This is a genomic window from Paenibacillus sp. FSL R5-0519, from assembly GCF_037974275.1.
Lineage (GTDB): Bacteria > Bacillota > Bacilli > Paenibacillales > Paenibacillaceae > Paenibacillus.
In genome coordinates, this window is sequence record NZ_CP150234.1 from 240,132 (window position 1) to 262,092 (window position 21,961).

15 protein-coding genes are annotated in these 21,961 nt (G+C 48.3%); 8 read left to right on the forward strand and 7 right to left on the reverse strand.

What is annotated here, in order from left to right:
• Positions 1 to 16: 16 nt before the first annotated feature.
• The 3 genes from MKY73_RS01025 to MKY73_RS01035 all read left to right on the forward strand — a co-directional run bounded on the left by MKY73_RS01025 (position 17) and on the right by MKY73_RS01035 (position 4,840).
• Positions 17 to 1,774: a sensor histidine kinase gene (locus MKY73_RS01025; RefSeq protein ID WP_339305228.1), complete on the forward strand. Its 1,758-nt coding sequence runs from the start codon at positions 17 to 19 to the stop codon at positions 1,772 to 1,774.
• Positions 1,771 to 3,060 carry an ABC transporter substrate-binding protein gene (locus tag MKY73_RS01030; RefSeq protein ID WP_339305230.1) on the forward strand — a complete coding sequence of 430 codons (1,290 nt, stop codon included), beginning with the start codon at positions 1,771 to 1,773 and terminating at the stop codon, positions 3,058 to 3,060. The genes MKY73_RS01025 and MKY73_RS01030 overlap by 4 nt, the downstream gene beginning before the upstream one ends.
• A 199-nt stretch (positions 3,061 to 3,259) precedes the next feature.
• Entirely contained in the window at positions 3,260 to 4,840 is a 1,581-nt protein-coding gene (locus MKY73_RS01035; RefSeq protein WP_339305232.1) for a hypothetical protein, read from the forward strand.
• 52 nt (positions 4,841 to 4,892) lie between these two features.
• On the opposite strand, the gene MKY73_RS01040 is transcribed toward MKY73_RS01035, so the two are convergent.
• From MKY73_RS01040 to MKY73_RS01050, 3 genes are all read right to left on the reverse strand, one after another.
• Positions 4,893 to 6,605 carry an ABC transporter ATP-binding protein gene (locus tag MKY73_RS01040; RefSeq protein ID WP_339305233.1) on the reverse strand — a complete coding sequence of 571 codons (1,713 nt, stop codon included), beginning with the start codon at positions 6,603 to 6,605 and terminating at the stop codon, positions 4,893 to 4,895.
• 246 nt (positions 6,606 to 6,851) lie between these two features.
• On the reverse strand, positions 6,852 to 7,880 hold the full coding sequence (locus MKY73_RS01045) for an ABC transporter substrate-binding protein (RefSeq protein ID WP_339305235.1): 1,029 nt from the start codon (positions 7,878 to 7,880) through the stop codon (positions 6,852 to 6,854).
• Positions 7,881 to 7,990: 110 nt separating this feature from the next.
• The gene (locus MKY73_RS01050; protein ID WP_339305236.1) at positions 7,991 to 9,637 is read right to left on the reverse strand and encodes an AraC family transcriptional regulator; all 1,647 of its coding nucleotides are present in this window, start codon (positions 9,635 to 9,637) and stop codon (positions 7,991 to 7,993) included.
• 529 nt (positions 9,638 to 10,166) lie between these two features.
• Between MKY73_RS01050 and MKY73_RS01055 the strand changes: the two genes are divergently transcribed.
• Both MKY73_RS01055 and MKY73_RS01060 read left to right on the forward strand, forming a co-directional pair.
• The gene (locus MKY73_RS01055; protein WP_339305238.1) at positions 10,167 to 11,156 is read left to right on the forward strand and encodes a LacI family DNA-binding transcriptional regulator; all 990 of its coding nucleotides are present in this window, start codon (positions 10,167 to 10,169) and stop codon (positions 11,154 to 11,156) included.
• Between the two features lie 162 nt (positions 11,157 to 11,318).
• Positions 11,319 to 14,711, forward strand: coding sequence for a cellobiose phosphorylase (locus MKY73_RS01060; protein ID WP_339305241.1), 3,393 nt, complete (start codon positions 11,319 to 11,321; stop codon positions 14,709 to 14,711).
• Positions 14,712 to 14,790: 79 nt separating this feature from the next.
• Here MKY73_RS01060 and MKY73_RS01065 read toward each other — a convergent pair whose 3' ends face one another.
• A complete protein-coding gene (locus MKY73_RS01065) occupies positions 14,791 to 15,996 on the reverse strand; it encodes a methyltransferase domain-containing protein (RefSeq protein WP_339305243.1) in 1,206 nt (401 codons plus the stop codon).
• A gap of 267 nt (positions 15,997 to 16,263) precedes the next feature.
• Between MKY73_RS01065 and MKY73_RS01070 the strand changes: the two genes are divergently transcribed.
• On the forward strand, positions 16,264 to 16,764 hold the full coding sequence (locus tag MKY73_RS01070; protein ID WP_339305244.1) for a GNAT family N-acetyltransferase: 501 nt from the start codon (positions 16,264 to 16,266) through the stop codon (positions 16,762 to 16,764).
• A gap of 27 nt (positions 16,765 to 16,791) precedes the next feature.
• On the forward strand, positions 16,792 to 17,580 hold the full coding sequence (locus tag MKY73_RS01075) for an SDR family oxidoreductase (RefSeq protein ID WP_339305246.1): 789 nt from the start codon (positions 16,792 to 16,794) through the stop codon (positions 17,578 to 17,580).
• Between the two features lie 177 nt (positions 17,581 to 17,757).
• Here MKY73_RS01075 and MKY73_RS01080 read toward each other — a convergent pair whose 3' ends face one another.
• The 3 genes from MKY73_RS01080 to MKY73_RS01090 form a co-directional block, all read right to left on the reverse strand.
• Positions 17,758 to 18,666 (reverse strand): hypothetical protein, encoded by a 909-nt coding sequence (locus MKY73_RS01080; RefSeq protein ID WP_339305248.1) that lies wholly within the window; start codon positions 18,664 to 18,666, stop codon positions 17,758 to 17,760.
• 215 nt (positions 18,667 to 18,881) lie between these two features.
• The gene (locus MKY73_RS01085; RefSeq protein ID WP_253441402.1) at positions 18,882 to 19,430 is read right to left on the reverse strand and encodes a GNAT family protein; all 549 of its coding nucleotides are present in this window, start codon (positions 19,428 to 19,430) and stop codon (positions 18,882 to 18,884) included.
• Positions 19,431 to 19,463: 33 nt separating this feature from the next.
• Positions 19,464 to 19,721: a DUF2164 domain-containing protein gene (locus MKY73_RS01090; RefSeq protein WP_339305250.1), complete on the reverse strand. Its 258-nt coding sequence runs from the start codon at positions 19,719 to 19,721 to the stop codon at positions 19,464 to 19,466.
• A 413-nt stretch (positions 19,722 to 20,134) separates the two neighbouring features.
• Between MKY73_RS01090 and MKY73_RS01095 the strand changes: the two genes are divergently transcribed.
• Positions 20,135 to 21,868, forward strand: a complete 1,734-nt coding sequence (locus MKY73_RS01095) for a glutamine--tRNA ligase/YqeY domain fusion protein (protein WP_339308455.1) — start codon at positions 20,135 to 20,137, stop codon at positions 21,866 to 21,868.
• The last annotated feature ends 93 nt before the right edge of the window (positions 21,869 to 21,961 follow it).

Genomic DNA, 21,961 nt, shown 5'->3' on the forward strand with positions numbered 1-21,961 from the left:
AAGGAGCGCTTTGGTCATGACAGCCTACCGCAAACTCAGCATCAAAATGAAAATGTTTCTGATGATCATGGTCATGATGGCGTTTATCATCATCCTGGCGTTTGGTTCCTTGTGCTATACGTATTCGGTGTATGACAAACAGCTGTTTGATAAGTCGTCTCGTCTTCTGAACCTTTCCTCGTCTACAGTGGATGTTGAACTTCAAAAGTTGGAAGCGTTATCATTAAACATGATCTCTGATACACAGATTCAGAGGGCCTTGAAGTCTTTGCTGGATGATGATAGCGCATATTCAAGCTTTATTGAACGGAAGAAGATCACAGATCGGCTATGGGAGCATATTAGTGGGGCTGCACGATATGTGCAGTCCGTTCATCTGATTGATTCCAGGGGAAGAGTGAATAAATATGGCGAAACACTAACCGTATCTCCTGAAAAATATGATCGGATGATTGAGGCGGCGGAGCAGGCTAATGGTGCAGTACGCTGGCTGTACCCGGATGACGATGACCCGATGCTGGTTATGGTGCGTCAGGTGCGAGCCTACGAACCGATGACCCTGGAACCGGTAGGCATACTGTTTCTGCGTATTAATATTGAGCGACTCGTTGAGGAGTATGCGGGCATGGATAGCCGGGACAGTGACATTATTTTAAAAGCAGGCAGTGAGGTGGTCTATCCTTATCGCCAGCTTCCAGATGCGGTGTCCGCAGGACTGAATCCTCTTCCAGGCAGTGGAGGATATGAGGTCAAAAATCTGGATGGGAGGGAGATATTCCTTTCCCAGAAAAAATCCGCCTATACCGGCTGGGTTTATTATAATATGGCCTCTTATGATGAGATTTTTGAACGTATCATATGGTTGAAAAATAGTCTCATTGTCGTATATATTATCGCCATTCTGGTTGTCCTCGCGCTTGGTATGGTGTTCGCACGCAGTCTGACAAGGCCGATCAGGCAGCTCATCAGTCAGATGAAGGAGGTTCAGTATGGGGATCTGGAGAATATGGATGCCAATCTGTCCATTCCAACACACCAGCACATGGATGAACTGGGGTTATTACAGCGTACGTATCGAATGATGATTACACATATCAATACATTGATCAAAGAAAATTATGCAAGCCAGCTGGTCATTAAAGAAACGGAGTTTAAGGCGCTTCAGGCGCAGATCAATCCACACTTTCTGTATAATGCGCTGGATTCAATCCATTGGCTCGCCAAAAAGAATAGGCAGGAGCAAATCTCCAGTATGGTGCTGTCACTCGGGTATTTACTGCGCTCCTCCATCAGCTTCAGGCAAAATATCATCACCCTTGCCGAAGAGCTGGAGATCGTCAGCCATTATATCACCATTCAGACCTACCGTTTTCGGCAGCGGCTGGATTTTCGCTTGGATGTGCCCGCTCCTTATCTGGAATGTGCCATTCCCAAGTTAACCCTACAGCCATTACTGGAGAATGCCATTCAATACGGATTGGAACCACAGGTTGGATCATGTCTGATTCGAGTGTGTGCCGAGATTTCAGGTGGCAAGCTGGCCCTGATCGTGGAGGATCACGGTCCCGGTATGGAACCCGAATATGTGGAACAAGTGCTGCGTGGCGAAGTGAAGACCAGAGGAACAGGTATTGGTTTGCTGAATATCAGGGAGCGGGTACGTCTGGCTTTTGGCGAAGAATATGATGTTCTGCTGGAGAGCAGGCCGGGGCTTGGAACGAGAGTAACGGTGCTGCTGCCACCCCCATCACCAGGTAAGGAGGATAGGCCATGAGAAGATTATTGCGATCCATAGGCATGATCTGTCTTCTGCTGACTCTTCCTGGCTGTGTGAGCCAACTGGATCAAAGGCCAGGCATGATCGTTGACGAAGAGCCGATAACGCTGCGAATCGCTTGGTGGGGTGGGGAGTTTCGCAACAATGCAACGATCGCCGTTATCGATCTGTATGAGAAGTTGAACCCACATGTAAACATTGAATACGATTATAGCAGTTTCAACGAATACTGGAGAAAACTTGCCCCACATGCAGCAGGCAATGCGTTGCCCGACATTATCCAGATGGACATCTCCTATCTGTCCCAGTACAGCTCGTTGCAACTGTTGGAGGATATGACGCCGTACATGCAGAGCGGGCTGATTGACACGACAGATATTGAGAAGGAACAGCTGGAGAGTGGTAGTCTGAATGGCAAAACCTATGGTCTCAGTTTGGGGGTTAACGCCATGCTCAGCATCTATGATCCGGAAGTGTTGAAGGCCAATGATATTGAATTGCCAACGGATACGTGGACATGGGCGGATTTTGACCGTATGGGCGAGCAATTGCTGGGGAAAGGCATTTATTTGGGAACTTATTTCACGCCGGAACAGTTTTTTGCGTATTACTTGAGACAGTATGGTTCCAAGCTGTACGCCGAGGATGGCAGAAGGTTGGGTTATGAGGATGATGGATTGTTTATTGATTACTTTGGCAGGATGCAGCAGCTCGCGGAGAAGAAACTTATTTTTGCACCGGATATCTGGACATCCGACATTGGCCAACCCGACAACGACCCGTTTTATCTGGGAGAGGCTTTGTTTAGCTGGGGGTATTCCAACCAATTTATCAGCACCACTCAGCGTTATGGCAAACCCTTAACGATATCCCCGATGCCTGGGCCAAACAGCCAGGATGGGTTGTTTTTGAAGCCTGGCATGTTTTTCTCCATCGCGGGCAATTCCAGACATAAGGAGGAGGCGGCCAAGTTCATCAGCTTCTTTGTGAATGATTTGGATGCCAATCTGTTGCTGAAAGGAGAGCGGGGTGTGCCTGTCTCATCCCGTGTTAAAGAGCGGATGAAGCTGGTGGTTGAACCAGAGCTGGCGCAGGTGTTTGATTATATTGATTGGGTTGCCGATCACAGCAGCCAGATGGACCCGCCTGATCCTGTAGGTGCACCCGAGGTCACTGCGGTGCTGCGGGAGTTGTATGATCTGCTGTTGTTTGGCAAAATTACACCTGAGCAGGCGGCGAAAATTTTCCGTGAGCGGGCAAACGCAATTCTGGGTGGAAAGTGATAAAAATGGATTAGATCATATATGTATTTAATAGACTTGGAGCTGTTGTCGTTCACAAGCTCAACCTTCATTCTACTCGGATGAGGGTTTTTGTTATGGTATGGTGTAGATTTCCTCTAGTATAATAAAAATGGGTAGTGTCCTATCTGTAGATTAGATAGATTCTATCCATATATTAATGGATGAGGAGTGTCAGGATATGTCCATACATCAGATAGGTCACAAGGTGTCTTTTGCAGATATACATACGAAATTGCCTCAGAAAAGTTGGATGTACACTCAGAATGAAGCGCACAACGGTGAATTTGAAGCCGAGGAAGTATGGTTACATTCTGGCGATCTTCATATCAGTGAACTGTTGTTGGATGAAGGACCTTTTTTGATCTTGGTTGACGGAAATCTGACAGTGGATCGTTATATTGGAAATACAAGTTCCGACGCGGCCAGTTCCAATCTGGTTGTACTTGGGAATCTCATAACGCCCTATATGATCGTGGGTGGGCAGGAAATATATATTACAGGTAATCTCTATGTGGAGGATATGTTCTGGGGGGATTATAATCATGGAGAATTGACAGTGAGAGGGAATGTAGAAGGTGGATTGCTGGTAAGTACCGAGCAATATAAGATTCAGGTTCAAGGACAGCGTAATGTGAAGCGTCAACTAGAAGAATGGGAGGATCTCGGACCATGGCGGGGCTCTGACATGTTGACGTTACTGGTTCCTGAATGTGTGATTGATGAAGATACAGAGCCGTTTCCTTGGCGAGAAGAAATGTTAAGGAGGCTGCAGCAAGGACAACCTGTAATCAACCGAAAGTACATTCATGCTGAACAATCAGAGCCAGATGTGCCGGATTGGTTCGAAGATCATCGGGTTACCGCTGAGAACATAGAGCGTCTTACTCATCCATCTTTGTTGCCTGTAAGAGAGGAGGATGAGTTACTGAACAGCTATGAATTTTGGTTGGACGAGCAATTTTGCCGAGTATCGGTCTATGGAGATGAGCATACGGAGGGGTATTTCCGCAGTCTGTATTTTCAGGATGACCACAATTGTGCATTGTTGCTTAAGATGGAGCCATCAGATCAAGGTTCCAACTCTCCTGATAAACATATCGTACAGCAGGGTAAACCTGTCTGGATGATCTCAGGGGCATATCGTTATCTGCACAATGAGAATTCGGAATGGAACGTATTCTCGGAGAACTCACCTGCTGATATTCAGCAGTTAAGCGAGCAAGGATGGAGCACCTTGTTGCAGTCTGTATCGAATGTTCAGTATGCCCGTTCCTTAATTTCGCAACAACTGATCCATGATTTATTAGCACTGCCTGTCGTGGAGCCATATGACGATTATTATGATGATGATCGGCACGGACTGTGGATTGGAGAGTTATATTTTGCATTTCGACAAGCAGGTCAGATGTCTAATGGTGTTCCCCAGCCAGCCATGCTACGTATTGGAAGAGAGTATGTGGATGCTCAAGGGGAGACGCAGGTGGAGAAATACTATTATACCCTGCACCAACATGCAGACGGCTCGGAAAGTGTGTTGATCGAATACTCGGCTCAGAATAACGAGGATGAGGAAGAAGAACCGTTGTTGCTTGAAATTCATTATATTGGCGGCTCTCAGTTACTGCATGCCGTTCAATTGCTGGAACGGGGACGCAAAGTGCTCATTCAAGCGAATGAGGATCTACTGAATGGGGAGCCACCGTACGCTGCTGAATCATTTGCGAAGCGATTCTGGAAATCCAAAGGATACCTGAAATAAATAAAACAACCTTCACCTCTAGTTCTGAGGGGAGGTTGTTTTGTCGTTGCATTTAGCCAAACTGGGCTTGATGCAGTCGACTGTACGAGCCTTTACGTGCGAGTAGTTCTTCATGACTGCCTTGTTCGGCTACGCTGCCGTTCTCCACCACCACGATGCGGTCGGCGTGTCTAATGGTCGCCAGTCGATGCGCAATGACCAAAGTCGTACGTCCCTGAGCCAGTTCGGACAAGGCCAGTTGAATGGCAGCTTCCGTTTCAGTATCGAGTGCGGAAGTGGCTTCATCCAGAATGAGGATTGGCGGGTTCTTCAGGATCATTCTTGCGATGGACAACCGTTGTTTCTGTCCGCCGGAAAGTTTTACGCCACGTTCACCGATCATGGTATCCAGTCCATCTGGCTGCGATTGTACCAGCTCTTCCAATTGGGCCCGGCGAATGGCTTGCCAGATTTCTTCATCGGAAGCATTCAGTTTGCCGTATGCAATATTTTCACGAATGGTTCCGTCAAACAGGAAAATATCCTGCTGCACAATCCCGATATGGGAACGCAGTGATTCCAGCGTCATGTCCTTCACGGGAATGCCATCGATAGAGATATGCCCCTCATCTACATCGTAGAAACGCGGGATTAGACTACATAACGTCGTTTTGCCCCCGCCCGAAGGTCCAACCAGAGCCACTGTCTGACCTGCCTGAACATTAAGGTTGACCTCAGACAACGTGGGTTTATGTTCTCCATAAGAAAAGGTGACGTTATGAAAGGTAATATCGCCTTTCACATCCGAAATTGTTTTTGCCTGAGGTGTATCTTCTACATCCGGTACAGCTTCAAGCAGCTCCAGATAACGTCTGAAACCGGCGATGCCTTTGGGATACGTCTCAATGACGGAGTTAATCTTCTCGATTGGTCCGAGGAATACATTGGATAACATTACAAAAGCGATGAACTCCCCGTAAGTCATACTTCCTTGGATGACAAACCAGGTTCCACATACCAGTACAAACAGGGATACAAATTTCATCAGAATGAAGCTAAGTGAAGAGTTCCAGGCCATAATGCGGTAGGTAATTAGCTTGGTGAGTCTGAAACGTTCGTTGTTCTCAACGAAACGGCCTACTTCATGCTTTTCATTGGCAAAAGCCTGTACCACACGGATGCCGCTCACATTGTTCTCTACCCGTGCATTATAATCGGCGATATCTGCAAACATGCGCTTGAACGCTTTGGACATTTTGCGACTGAAATACAGTGACAGGTAGATCATCAGCGGCACAATGATAAACGTCATCACAGCGAGCTGCCAGTTGATCCCCAGCATAATACCGAAAGCCCCTGCGAGTGTCATGAAGGCAATGAATAAGTCCTCAGGTCCGTGATGCGCGATCTCACCAATATCCATCAGATCGTTGGTCATACGGGAGACCAGATGCCCGGTCTTATTGTTGTCGAAGAAGCGGAAGGACTGCTTCTGTACACGTGTGAACAGTTCTCTACGCATATCGGATTCGATGTTAATACCGAGCTTATGGCCCCAATAGGTGACGGCATAATGGAAAAAGGAACTGAGCAGGTAGATGCCGAGCAACCCGACACATGCCGCCAAGATCATGGACCAATTGCCAGCCGGAAGCAGTTGATCAACTACCCGGTTAACGGCAAGTGGAAAGGCCAGCTCGAGCAGCGCGGCGGCGATGGCACAGGAGAAGTCTAATATAAAGAGCCTTTTGTAAGGACGATAATAAGACATGAAACGGCGAAGCATATGTAAGTCCTCCTCATTCTCAATATGACATAAATGCCCGAGCAGGCTGATTAGGGCGTGTCTCAAAACTCGCTAAAGTGCATCTTTTACCGCCTTTTCGCCCCCTGCTGCGTCACTTTCCCTTGACGTGCCCCGGCACGCCTGCGGAAAACTTTCTTGCTTGGAACGAAAATTCGGCAAAATCTGCTTCCTTCGGAGTTTTCAGACGCGCCCTAGCCTATCCGGACACCTGTATTCATGCTTATGTTATTTGCGATTTTGCTCCGCACGTTCTACGATCATATCGGCGAATTCTTCAGCCTGACCTTGACTTGCAATCGGGTCGAAGTACCAATAACGGTCTTCCAGCAATTCGTACACCTGATTGTTTTTCACAGCCGGCAGGGATTTCCAGATGGAGTCGCCTTGGTAATTTTTATTGTTCTCTCCGACGGTCAAGAAGATATGATCCCCTGCATAATCACCAACAACTTCACGCGAAATCTCTTTCCATTGGGTGTCACCCATCAGTTCTTTTTTGGTGATCTCGAGTGGGGCAAGTTGCAAAGCGCGGTAGACCGCTTGTCCTCCTCGACCAAAATTGTCTCCATATCCATAATAACTCTTGTCGGATACTTCAAGGATGGAGAAGGTTTCCTCCGGTTTAATGACTGTTTTCACTTTAGCGCGAGCGGCTTCAATCCGTTCATCGTACGTTTTCAGCCAAGCTTCGGCTGCTTCGGATTTGTTCATCAGCTCTCCGAATCCCCGGATTTCGTCATGTACATTGGTGAATGTACCATACGGAATGACCACGGTAGGTGCGATTTTTTGATAACTCTCAATTTCACTGGCCTGGTCAGAGTAGGTAATGATCAGATCCGGGTTCAAGGCAATAACCTTCTCCATGGATACCGCCGCCCGATCACCAATACTCTCTATGCCCGCCACTTGATCCGCATAGAACGGGTTTTCCAAATAATATTGAACAGCACCAACGGGTTTCACACCCAGTGCAAGCAGATCACTTACGTACATATCCGTAACGATCCGTTTCGGTTCAGCCGGGATCTCAACATCCCCGCTTAATGACTTGTAGATGCGTGTAGCATTTGAATTATCCGAGCCGGACGACGTGTCCGTGTTCGTCTCGGAAGAGGCTGTCGTCGATTCTGTTCCTGCTGCCGATGTCTGTTCAGTGGCAGTCGAACCTGTTCCGCTGCTGCAAGCAGCCAGAACCATAATGATGGCGAGCATAAACAGCAAGCCGGAAAAGCGTTTTTTTGCAGCAAACATATTCTTGTTCCCCCTATGTATAATCAATAATGATTATTATTCTCATTAATAACATAGAGGAAGATGTGATATTTGTACATGGACAACTATGATCACTATCGCATGGACAATTATGATGTGAAGTGACGCATGATATGCTGCAACTGCTCCATAACGGACAAGGGATCAAATCCGTAGAACATGTCGGCATCAATCTCGTATACATGTCCTTCACGAACGGCGGAGAGGGTACCCCAAGATTCCTGATTCAGCAGATTATCCAGCATTTCTCGTTCGCTCGTTTCCTCAGGATAGGCGACAAACATGTGATCTGCTGCATACAAGTGAATTTCCGACAACGGAACATGAACGTACCCCGTGAGTAACTGCCCATCCTGCTCCATTCGTGAGGGTGGGGTGAAACCAAGTGAGTGATACAGCACATGGGAAGCTCTGCCCCAGCCATGACCATAGATATATGCGCCATCCTCTCCAATCAAAAATATGCAAACGGCTGATCCACGTGTTCCTTCCATCCTTTGATCCAACACATGATTGGCCTCTTGCTCAAGTTGATGATATCGATCTAACAACGTCTGGGCATTGGACTCAAGCCCGGTGATTCTGCCCAAATGAAGAAGCTGCTCCTGCCAATCAAGTTCCTCAAAGGGCATCAGAATGGTCGGTGCGATCAGACGTAGTTCATCAGAAGCGGGATGTGGTGCATAGCCGATAATGACATCAGGATGAGCATTCGCAATCAGCTCCGGATGTTTAATCAGCTCATATTCGGAATGCTGTTCAAATTGTTCATGACCATCATGCCCCTGTTCACCCCGTTTTTCTTCCATCCAGCTGGCTACGGCACCCATGTGGGGAGTGTGGCCCAGTGCCAGAAGTGAGGCCGTATAGTTGTAAGTCAAAGATACAATTTTCTTGGGCATTTTCCGGTAGTGAGTTGGTGCCGAGCCAACCATCTGTTTGAATTTGCGGCTCAGATAGAACGTGTCCCTGTAGCCTGTTAATTGTGCAATTTCCTGCAGCGTAGGATTCGCGAACAACAGATGCTCCTGAGCCATCCTGATTCTGAGACGAGTGACATATTCAACAAAAGTAAGACCTGTATGATTCTTGAACTCTCGTGAGAAATGCTCGGGACTCACATTTGCATCTCGTGCCAATTGTTCGCGGGTCAGCGGTTGTGTATACATCTGATGGATATGTCTGAGCACGTTATCGAGCCAGAAGTGATCTGCATGCGCAGAATGGGCGACATGATCTTGCAAGATGTCCAGTAACTCATAGAAAAGCATATGTGGCCTGAAGGGACTGGAATCATCTCCTTTCGAACAGGCTTGAACCAGCTCCACTGCCTTGTCAGTGAGATTGCGACCCACAATGGGTACTGGTAACCCAAAAGGCCAGAACAGTTGTTCATTTTCAGTGAAATCAAAAGCAATAGCAATGCCCTGTATTGGCGACAGAGAGCCGCGCTTGTTCTCGTGCTGAAGCAGGTTTCCGGCTTGCCGAACAACTGCACAGCCTGCATTTAATGTCAGTTTTCCCTCTGCACTAATTATCCTGGCCTGACCCGCAGTAATGACGTATAGTACATGAAGTGTGTTCCACATTTCGTCTATACGGGAGAATGCCTCGCGGTCGTGAAGCTGCACCAGATGGCACAGCTTGAACAGGGCAACGGGAACGGACTGAATCTTCTGCAAGGAAATGGGGCGGGACAGCGATTTTTTATGATACGTGGGCTTGGAAATATTCATTAGATAACTGTCTCCTTACATAAGTCAGCAGGGGCATTATTCGTCTCATGCCCTTTGTATACTGGCGTAATTCTCGGATCTCGACTATTATGCAGTATATACTATAAATGAAGTGACGTGGATGGACAGATTGGACAATTCAACTTTTTCTGTGAAAAATAGATAAAGTGGTTGAAATCGCTATCAACACCGACTATAATGAAAATGTCGAAACGTTTCAATCTGGCGTTTACTGCCAGTTTCATTGTGTTAGGCACAAACTGTTCATAGGGCGCCAGATTGAAAGACGTGTCATGACCATCACTAATGGCACGAACTGGAACGAGACACATTCAACCGTGGTGCCGTAAGGTTGGAGACAAGGATTTTTTTTGAGAACACCTCGAAACGTTTCGATTGACATCCATAGCTATGATATGTATAAAGATTAATAAACGATAATACAGGATTTAGTGGTTGTTCTGACCATGTATCGTATAAAATGTAGATAACCTTGAATTTGTTTTAGTTTAGAAGGAGCGAACGTGGAATGGCAACGATTAAGGATGTGGCAAAGCTGGCAGGTGTAGCACTCTCGACTGCTTCCTATGCGCTGAGCGGGGATAGCAAGGTTAGTGCCAAGACCAAGGCTAAGGTGCTTGAGGCAGCACGAGAACTGAATTACCGCAAGAACGGCTTTGCCATGGACCTGAAGCGGAGCCGGACGAACACGATCGCTTTGATCCTGACCGATCTGTCGGGCCCGTATTACTCGGAGTTGATCCGTAGTGTACAGGATGTAGCTCTCACGAACGGGTATGACCTGATTGCGTGCAGTTCCATGGGTGGACGGGATTCAACGGCAGTGAGATTTTTGCGTGAAAAAAGAGTAGACGGAGCCATCATCCTGGCGCATAACATCCATGATGATATTCTGGTGGAATCTGCCGGACAGCGCTTTCCGATCATTGTGATGGATCGTCAACTGTCGAGTGACCATTTGGTCAACGTACTGGTGGATGGAGAGCAAGGCGGTTATCTTGCCACGCACCATCTGATCCAGGCTGGACATCAGAAGATTGCTTATATCAGTGGCCCATCCAACTCGTATGACAACGCGCTCCGTTACCAAGGGTATCTGCGAGCGATGCGGGAAGCGGGACTTGAAGAAAAGTCCAAATGGCGTCTGAACGGCAACTTTGTGCGTGAGGGTGGATACAGTGCAACCAAGATGATGATGATGCAGGGCGACCTTCCCTCAGCGGTATTTTACGGTAACGATGAGATGGCCATTGGCGGCCTGAAAGCCTTGGAAGAGCGTGGTATATCGGTGCCGGATGACATTTCCGTGATCGGTTTTGATGATATTCAGTTGTCGGAATATGTTCGTCCACCGCTGACAACGATACGCCAGCCGAAGCATGAAGCCGGGTCGCTCGCCGGACATCTGTTATTCCAGATGCTCAATGGCGAAGCGGTTGACCCTTCATATACGTTAACGATTAATCTGATCGAGCGCAGCTCTGTACGTTCGATTTAGGCCGAGTCTGACAACCAAGGAAATGCCTGCATGCTGAAGTGAAAGTTCAATGATGGGGTTATCGTCCGGACGGGCTGTAAAAGGCCGGTTTGAAGAGGCCCCTATTCTTTTTCAGATTTATCGAAACGTTTCGATTCTATACTAATTCAAGGAGTGAACCCTATGACAACGATGATTAATGAACCGATCCGGTTGAATGCCGGGGAGTTATCCTTTACCTTTTTGAACAGTGGCGACCTATACCAGGCTACATCTGGTACAACAATGTTAAACCAGTTGCTCAGCAACCAGATTGATGGATCTCTGAACAACCTGTACCTGCGTGTACACGATGGAGAGAACATCAGCTCGTTCCCGTTGCTCGGTGTACGTTCGAATAGCAAAGTAATTACAAGCAAAGCACAGTCCAACAACCAGTTGATCTGGGAGGGCACAGTCCAGCCGAAAGGCAGTGAACAGGGTATCGGCTATCAGGTCGTATTTACGGCTACACCACAAGGTGTTTGGTTCTGGGATGTGAAGCTCACAGGACAACAACACAACGTAGACGTGGTATATGGACAGGATGTGGGTCTTGCTGATCCAGGGGCGGTACGCAGCAATGAAGCTTATCTGTCACAATACATTGACCATACGGTGTTCCAAGATGAAGCGAAAGGTTATGTGGTATGTTCCCGTCAAAACCAGCCTCAGGGCGGTGCATTTCCGTATATGCAACAAGGTTCCCTGACGAAAGCAGTCGGTTATTCCACAGATGGATTCCAATTCTTCGGTCTGTCGTACAAGGAAACGAATCAACCAGAGAGCTTGAATCGCCCAACCTTGGCGAATGAGACGTATCAGTATGAATTTGCCTATACCGCATTGCAATCGGAACTGCTGAATCTGAACGGAGAGGCTCAGGTGGTCTTCTATGGACTGGCGAAGCCTAATCATGCCGAAGGAATCTCTGCACTGGAATTCGGGGATGAAGTTACAGCAGCTTGGAATGAAGTACAGGCTCTCACTGTGGAAAATGGCGACGTGTTGGAACAGGTGAAACTGTCCTCCTTCCTGGGTGAACCTCTGGTAACGCTTGATCTGACGCAAGATGAGATTCATGATCTGTTCCCTGATCGTCATCAGGAAGAGCGTAGCGGTGAGGAATTGTTATCTTTCTTCACAGGCAGCTATGAGCATATCGTACTGAAAGCAAAAGAATTGCTTGTGGAGCGTCCACACGGTCACATTCTGATGAGTGGTGGCAACGTGCAACTTGGGGCACAGGTTATTACAACAACATCGTATATGTACGGTATTTTCAACTCACAGCTCGTTATTGGGAACACCAATTTTAATAAAATGATCAGTAATGCCCGCAATGCCTTGAACGTGCCGAAGACGGCTGGACAACGCATCTATGTGGAAATGGACGGACAATATCGCCTGCTGACAATGCCATCCCTGTTCGAGATTGGCTTCAACTATGCACGCTGGATCTACAAAACCGAATCCGACACGATCATCGTGACCAATTACACAGGGGCACATACGACAGAAGTAAGCATGAACGTGCGCTCCACAAGTGGCAAGGCCTACCGTTACCTCGTAACGAACCAGATTACGATGAATGTCAATGAATACGAGTATCCGCTGCATATGACGCAGGATGGCGATACTTTGGTCTTCAAAGCGGACCCACAAGCGATTAGTGCGGGAACGTATCCGGATCTGCAATACCGTATGTTGGTGGATGGTGCGACTGTAAATGTGGGTGACGAAACGCTGCTGGCAAGTGGTATCCGCAGTGGTTCCGCATCGCTCGTTACACTTAGTCTGGAAGCGAGTGCTGAATGGACGCTGAAGGTACAAGGGGTATTGGAAGGTCAAGCGGATAGCGGAGCGGCAGCAGGTTCAAGTCTGACGTTTGAAGAGGAAGTGCAGGCATATCGCGAGTTCTTCGCAGGTGTGATGAACGGGTTCCGTTTGTCCCGTGGAGAAGGTCAGCGTGCAGAGGATCTGTTCAAAGTAAACGCGCTGGCTTGGTGGTACACCCACAACATGCTGGTTCATTACTCCGTGCCTCACGGTTTGGAACAATATGGCGGCGCGGCTTGGGGTACACGGGATGTGTGCCAAGGTCCGGTAGAGTACTTTATGGCAACGCAAAAATATGAGCAAGTTCGCGATATCATCAAAATGGTTTATACTCACCAATACGAAGATGATGGCAACTGGCCGCAATGGTTCATGTTTGATAAATACTTTGCCATTCAACAGGAAGAGAGCCATGGCGACATCATCGTATGGCCGCTGAAAGTGCTGGCGGATTACCTGACAGCGACTCGCGATTATGCAATTCTGGATGAGAAAGTACCTTATACCGTTAAACATAGCTTCGGCTTCACGGAAGAGACGGCAACGGTACTGGATCACGCGAAAAAAGAGATCGAATATATCCGTTCACACTTCCTGCACGATACGTTCCTGTCTTCCTACGGAGATGGAGACTGGGATGATACGCTCCAACCAGCCAATGCACAGCTGAAGCAATACATGGTGAGCAGTTGGACGGTGGCATTGACGTATCAGTCCGTGAATGTGCTCTCGCAAGCGCTGAAATTCAAGGATGCAGACTTTGCGAAGGAGCTTGACGTACTCGCACAAGGCATTCGTGAGGACTTTAACCGTTACATGCTGGGCACAGATGTGATTCCAGGCTTTGTGTACATGGAAGAAGCCGACCAAGCGAAGCTGATGCTTCATCCAACGGACACAGAGACAGGCATTCAATATCGCCTGTTGCCAATGACGCGCAGCATGATCGGTGAATTGCTGAATGCAGAGCAAGCAGAATCGCATTATGCATTGATCCGTGAACAGTTCCTGTGCCCGGATGGCGTGCGTCTAATGAATCGTCCGGCTCAATATGCTGGCGGCGTAAGCACACACTTCAAACGTGCAGAGCAAGCATCCAACTTCGGACGTGAGATTGGTTTGCAATATGTGCACGCCCATATCCGTTACGTGGAAGCGATGGCGAAGCTCGGCAAGACAGATCAGGTGTGGAATGGTCTCGCGATGATCAACCCGGTGGGTATCGGCGAGGTTGTGCCTAACGCGGAGATTCGCCAGGCGAACTCGTACTTCAGTAGTTCAGACGGCAAGTTCAATACACGTTACGAGGCACAGGAACATTTTGACCAGCTTCGTAAAGGGACTGTACAGGTGAAAGGCGGATGGAGAATCTACTCCAGCGGCCCTGGAATCTACATGAACCAACTGATCTCCAACGCGCTTGGCATTCGTCAAGAGGGCGGCGATCTGGTCATTGACCCGGTATTGCCAGCTGAGCTGAACGGCATGCAATTCGAATTCGAGTATGCGGGTGAGCCAGTGACGTTCATCTATCACTTGAATGAAGGTGCGGTGAGCCGTGTAACGGTGAATGGCAAGGACATTCGCACTGAGCGTACAGCGAACCGTTACCGTCAGGGCGGGGTTAGCATCTCACTGGATGAGTTTAGACAGGCACGTAGTGCAACTGAGCGCACGGTTGTTGATATTTATATGTAATTTCATAGCATGATGTACATCAAGGTCATCCTCCTTTCTTCAAGGCGGGATGGCCTTTTTGGCATATACTCATGATCGGTCACCGCAGCGGAACGGCCAACAACGTGTGCAACAGCTCATTATGCCGCACATGCTTCGTTACGTACCCCTGTTGCTCCAGCCAGCCGCATAGCTCACCCAGCAGAGGGAAGTGACGCTCGCGCAAGGCACGCAGCTGTTCTTCATGTCCTGATAACTCAGCTTCACGGACATACGCTTCGCGGTGAGCAGCATCAACAAACATCAGATCCGTTAGACCGATACGTCCGCGCGGGGTTAGAACTCGCTGCATCTCCTGTAAGGCCAGTAGTTGCTGATCTGGACTCAGATGATGGAAGGCGAAGCTGGATACGACAAAGTCAAAGGATTGATCCACAAACGGCAAGGCCAGAAAATTACCAAGTTTCACATGCATCTCCGGATATTTGGTACGACATCTGCGAAGCATCTCCCGGGACTGGTCGATTGCAGTCATGTCAGCGCCGTTTTGTAGCAGTATCCCAGCCAAATTACCCGTACCTGTACCAATATCGAGTCCTTTCTCACCAAGGGCGGGAGAGATCCAATGAGCTGTCTGTTCGAGCGCTTCGTCATAGTTGTGATACAGATAAAAGGAAGACTGTACCTTATCATTGGAATCGCTCGGCGTGGAATGATCTGCATGATAGTGTAGATGTGGAACTTCATGCTCATCGCTTATAGGCGAGGCGTTGTCCGAATGATGCTTGGCCTTTGAGCTTTTTAGTTGTTGTCCAGCAGTGACTCTGCTTTCTGCCTGCACTCGCTGATCATGGAGGGCTGCCTGTGTGTCATAATTCCACCGATCATGCCAGTTCTGCCGTGCTTCGCGCAGACGACGGGCACTGTCCGCTAGGTCGTGCAGATGGCTGACATCCAGCGGTCCTTCCTGACGATTCAGGTCAATCATGCGCTGGGTGGTATCCATCATACGTTTGAGCTCAATCCACTGGGCATACATGACAGCCTGTTGCAGCTCCAAATATTCTTCCAGCCGCTGCTGGTTCCCTTGATCGATCTCTCCGAGCGCGTGTGTAATATCCTGTAACGACATGCCAATCTCACGCAGCGCAGCAATGGTTTGAAGCCGCCAGATATCATTCTCAGTGTATGTGCGATACCTGTTACTGGACTGTTTGGCGGGTAGAATTAATCCTTTTTCTTCATAAAAGCGAATAGCTCTCGAAGATATACCAAGCCTGCTTGCTGCTTCTTTGATGTTCATCATGCATCCCCTCCTTATCGAATCAGTATAAACTATGACGTTACGGCAAGGTTAAGTGTTTATTTCATTTTTTGAATGGTAAAGATCAGATTTCGTTCATCATGGAGTGGAATTTTAGTCAAAGCTGAGGCTATGCTACAATATATAGAGCGAATATATGTAAATAGTGAAGCAAACGAACAACGTATTCCTACGTTTCTTATCAGTATTAACTTCCCCGACGTTGTAACGTACAGCGTTGTCGACTATAGCACGAAAGGTTGAATCATTATGCTTACCAGCCATACATTTACGATTCGTCCATCCGAGATTAAAGATGCAGCCCAGCTAATGGAATTGGACACCCTGGTATGGGACAAATACACCTCTCCTGCACCGATGCAATGGCGCTCCAGACAGCATTACCTTCAGCATTGTCCGCCAGGCAGCCAATTGATTGCGGTGCAGGGAGAGCGGGTATGTGGTTATGTGGGCTTTCAGCCAGCCACAGGTATGCCGGTCAATCGTCATGTCTACGAGATTCATATTGCAGTTCATCCCCATGATCGGCGTTGTGGCATTGCTACAGCTTTGATGGATGCCATCAAGCAGCATGCGGCCCAACAAGGCGTTCGTAAGCTCAGGCTGCGTGTACTCTCCAGCAATCCGGGAGCGATTACGTTTTATACCCAGTGTGGATTTGTGACGGAAGGCAGGTTGGTGTCCGAGTTTTATATCGGCGGCAAGTATGTGGATGATATTCTAATGGGTTATTTTATCCAGACAAAATAGAAATGTAGATGAGGAGGAGGAACAACGATGGACATGGGACTTCAAGGTAAAAAAGCATTGGTGCTGGCTTCCAGCCGCGGGCTGGGCAAAGCGGTAGCCGCTCAATTGGCGGCAGAAGGTGCTGACGTCATGCTTGCCAGCCGGAGTGAAGAAAAGCTCGCAGCTGTGAAGCAGGAGCTTCTGGCGCTTGGTGGCGGCGGACGTGTGGAATATTGTGCAACGGATGTGACACGCAAGGAAGATGTTGAGGCTCTGATTAACAAGACAGCGGAGTTGTTTGGGCAGATTGATATTCTGGTGAACAATTCGGGTGGCCCACCGTCGGGTTCATTCGAGTCACTGACCGATGAGGATTGGGAACGTGCATTTGAATTAAATGTACTCAGTTATGTAAGGCTGATTCGTGGTGCACTTCCTTATATGAAAGAACGCGGAGGACACATTGTGAATATCGCTTCAACTTCCGTGAAGCAACCCATTCCGGGGCTGGTGCTGTCCAACACGTTCCGTACCGGCGTTTTTGGATTGGCGAAGACGTTATCCCAAGAGCTGGCTCCATACGGAATTTTGATCAACACGGTGGCGCCAGGACGTATTGCCACAGACCGCATTCGTGAGCTGGACGCTGCACGGGCAGAGCAGAACGGAGTCAGTGAGGATGAAGTCTCGGAACAGTTCCAAAAGGAGATTCCACTCGGCCGTTATGGTCAACCAGAGGAGTTTGCCAAAGCGGTGGTGTTCCTGTTATCCGGGGCCAATACGTACATCACCGGAACCTCATTGATCGTGGATGGTGGTATGGTCCGAGCCCTCTAAGGGAGAAGTTTGATCAACAGATTCAAAGTGATGTGGAAATGGATTGCGATATCCAAACAAAGCCCCTCCGTAATGTCCACTTGTTGTGGAGAAGGAGGGGCTTTATCTTGATTCATGCATTAAACCGGGCGTATAAACAAGCCTGTGCTTGTCTAACGTTCTGGGCCTAATCCTTTGTTAAGATAAGTCTTTGATGCTGTCATTAGGTGACTTGTCGACTTTGCTGGAATTCGGATTCGGCACTGTCTTGGCCTCGCCGTCTGGTCTTGCTCCATGATCATGGATGTGACCTGCTGGACCTTCTGGCTGTTTACCATTGACGAGGTCAGTAACTCGTTGAGTAATGTCTGCCTCGCGCTCATCGAATTGGCTTTGTGTGATCTTGCCGTCGGTTAACTGTTGTTGCAGTTCTGCTTTCTGGGCAGTAACAAGTGTATCAATAACCGTCTGCACGTCCACGTTCTTGGTGGCGGCAATCTCGGCAATCGTGCTGCCTGCTTCACGGGCTTCCTTCAGTTCTTCCGTTGTAACCCCGAGGATGGAGGTGAGTTCCTTGGCATAACGTTCTGCTCCGGGTCCACCAAATCCACCCCGACCACGCCCACCTGCCCCAACTTCCTTCTTATTACCGTTTACCAGGTCAGTCACACGTTGTGTAATTGTAGCTGCACGCTCATCGTATTGGGTTTGTGTGATTTTGCCATCGGTCAACTGCTGCTGGAGTTCTGTTTTCTCCGCTGTGACCAGTTGATCAATGACGGTCTGCACATCTACATTTTGGGTTGTTGCAATCTGGGCAATGGTGCTGCCTGACCTGTGCGCTTCTTTCAGCTCATCGGCAGACACGCCAAGCACGGAGGTAAGTTCGTCCGAATAGCGCTCCAGCCCGGGCCCCAAACCTCTAACCCCGTCTTCTGGTTTTATTTTATGTGAATTTATTGTAGGAGCGTTGTCCGTCTGGCCTGAAGGGTTTGCTGCCGGATCTGCATTAGCTACTGAATGTGCAAACATGCCTCCACCGAGTGCAATCGTCATAGCCATTGCGCTGGTAACCACTACTGTTCTTGATGTTTTGGCTCTCTTCATCCTGGATCATCCTTCTTTCTTCTGTAGGTTGGTATGGGTATTCACCCACAACTTATATTAGAGAGCAAGAATGAAGGGAGGCTGAGAGGAACCTTAATTGTCAGTAAAAAATGGTTCAATAACCAAGAATGCCCCTCACCCGTGTTTGAAATTCTCACAGGAAAGGGGCATACGGTTAATCTTATTTAGATCTTAATTCAATTATGTAAACGAAATTAACGCAAAAGTTCCCATTCATGTTGAAGCATGCCGTATACTGCATGGTTCACGTAACCTTTAGGCAGCTTCTCTGCCTGACGAATGACACCTTCGAGAACGAATCCGAGTCTTTCCGGGATGGCGCGGCTCCGTTTGTTGTTCGTTGCCGAGCGAATCTCGACGCGATTCAGATCCAGTGTGACCAATGCATAATCAACCAGAACGCGACAAGCGCTTGTCATCAAGCCCTGACCCTCAAAGCCTTTGCCAAGCCAATATCCGATGCTCACCGAGCGGTTGGTCCAGTTAATTTCGTGGAATCCGATGATACCGGCAAGATCACCTTTTAACCACACGCCGGCAGTAAATCCACCATTTTCAGCACCTTGTTTTAATGCGTTAGTAATGAAGTTTGAGGTGTGTTCCACTTCCGTCACATGATCTACCCACGGTAACCAATGTCTCAGTTGATCCCGTGAACGATCCGTGAGTTCGAACAGCGGTTTGGTGTGTTCCATGGCCAGCGGCCGGAGTTCGGTATATTCATCCAATGAATAGGTAAACATGAATGCAACCTTCTTTCTTTATAAATTAGTGAATTAACGGGAGGTCTTGGGCAACTTTTGCTCCAGTGCAAACAGGTCTTCTTCCATCGAGGCCATGCGCTGATTAACGGTTGTACGTGCGTCACCGATTGCCTGATTATATATGTAGGGAGCGAGCTGTGTCATGAACAGGTCGAGGACACCCCAAGCGGCCAGATCACCCAGTTCTTCGCCACGTTCCTCTTCGAAATACGACTGGATGGTGCGAATGGCTTCATCCTGCTGTTCTTTGGTCAGTTTAAGCGAATTCAATGGAATGGGAAACCCTCCCTTTAATTTGTTTTTAGAGGTTGTTCAAAAAGTCCGCTTTTGATTACGATTCATGCCTAGCGGCATCATCAGCATCGAAGTTGAAATTCAGCCGAATAAGCATAAGCTTACGAAGTATGTTTCCTTCGGAAACATTGTAGTTGCTCACGTAGTTTTCCTACGCTCCGCTACTCCATTTCTAGCTTCATTCCACCTTCTCGGTACTGAAAACCAGACTTTTTGAACACGAACTTTTACTATCATGCTACATGATTCGAGCGAACCCGTCAAAATGGTTTTGGGCCTATTTATGCACAGCTGTACCTGACTTTGGTGCCTTCTTTATTGAACTCCTCCCCCGTTAAAGGTATATTTAAATGAAACGCGTTGCAATTACTGAAAGTTCCAATCAATTCATGAAAGGTTTGATACCTGTGGACAATCGTACAACCCCACCTAACTTTATCAAAAATATTATTACCGAAGATCTCCGGTCAGGGAAAGTCCAGGAAGTTATTACCCGTTTTCCTCCGGAACCGAACGGTTATCTGCATATCGGCCATGCCAAGGCGATCTGGATTAACTTTACGCTGGGCGGCGAATTTGGCGGCAAAACGAACTTGCGCTTTGATGACACGAACCCGGTCAAGGAAGATGTAGAGTACGTTCAATCGATTCAGGAAGATGTGAAATGGCTCGGATACGAGTGGAACGAGAAACGTTTTGCCTCGGATTATTTTGATGAGATGTACAACCGTGCGGTCTTGTTAATTAAAAAAGGTAAAGCCTACATCGACGACCAAAGCGCCGACGAAATTCGTCAAATGCGCGGAACGCTGACGGAGCCGGGCAAGAACAGCCCGTACCGTGATCGTTCGGTGGAAGAGAATCTCGACCTGTTCACTCGTATGCGTGCAGGCGAATTCCAGAACGGGGAGAAAGTGCTGCGTGCCAAGATCGATATGTCTGCACCGAATATCAACCTGCGCGATCCGGTGATCTACCGGATTTCACATGCACATCATCATAACACGGGCGACAAATGGTGCATCTATCCGATGTACGCTTTCGCTCACCCGCTCGAAGATGCCATTGAAGGTGTAACACACTCCCTCTGCTCCCTGGAGTTCGAGGACCAACGCCCATTCTACGATTGGGTTATTGCAGAATGTGAGATGGAGAGCCAACCGCGTCAATATGAATTTGGTCGCCTGAACCTGTCCCAGATGGTGACCAGCAAGCGTAAGCTGAAGCTGCTCGTGGACGAAGGCCATGTGGATGGTTGGGATGATCCTCGTATGCCGACAATTTCGGGTCTGCGCCGCCGGGGATATACGCCGGAAGCCATTCGTGATTTTGTATTCGAAACAGGCATTTCCAAGAGCCAAGGGGTCATCGACCTGCAGACGCTGGAGCACTTTGTACGTGAAGACCTGAAACTGAAAGCTCCACGCACGATGGCTGTCCTGCACCCGCTCAAAGTGGTTATCACCAACTACCCGGAAGGGCAAGTGGAATGGCTTGAGGCAGAGAACAATGTGGAGAACCCGGAGATGGGTAATCGCCAAATTCCGTTCTCTCGTGAGATTTATATCGAACAAGACGATTTCATGGAAAATCCGCCGAATAAATACTTCCGTTTGTTCCCTGGCAACGAAGTTCGTCTGAAACATGCATACTTTATCAAATGTAACGATGTAATCAAGGATGCAGAAGGCAATGTGACTGAGATTCATTGTACCTATGATGTAGAGACGAAGAGCGGTAGTGGCTTTACTGGCCGTAAAGTTAAAGGTACAATCCACTGGGTAGAAGCGACTCAAGCGGTACCTGCTGAATTCCGTCTGTATGAGCCTTTGATCCTGGATGAAGCACCAGAAGCTGAGGTTGAAGTAGCTGTAGCTGGGGCTGAAACGGAGGTTGTGGAAGAGCAACCGGAGAAAACGTTCCTGGATCAACTGAACCCGAACTCTCTTGAGGTTGTTCACGGGTATGTGGAACAAGAGATGAAGGAAGCGAACGCTCAGGACAAGTTCCAATTCTTCCGTCACGGTTATTTCAGCGTAGATCCGAAACATTCCGAGCCAGGACGTCCGGTATTTAACCGGGTCGTATCTCTGAAAAGCTCATTCCAACTGCCGAAGGCATAAGGCCGATGAATCAGCTTAAGCTCTGTTCATCGGAGTGCTGGCAAGCAGACAAATGATATGTTAAAGCAAGGGCATCCTTCGTCATGGTCATGG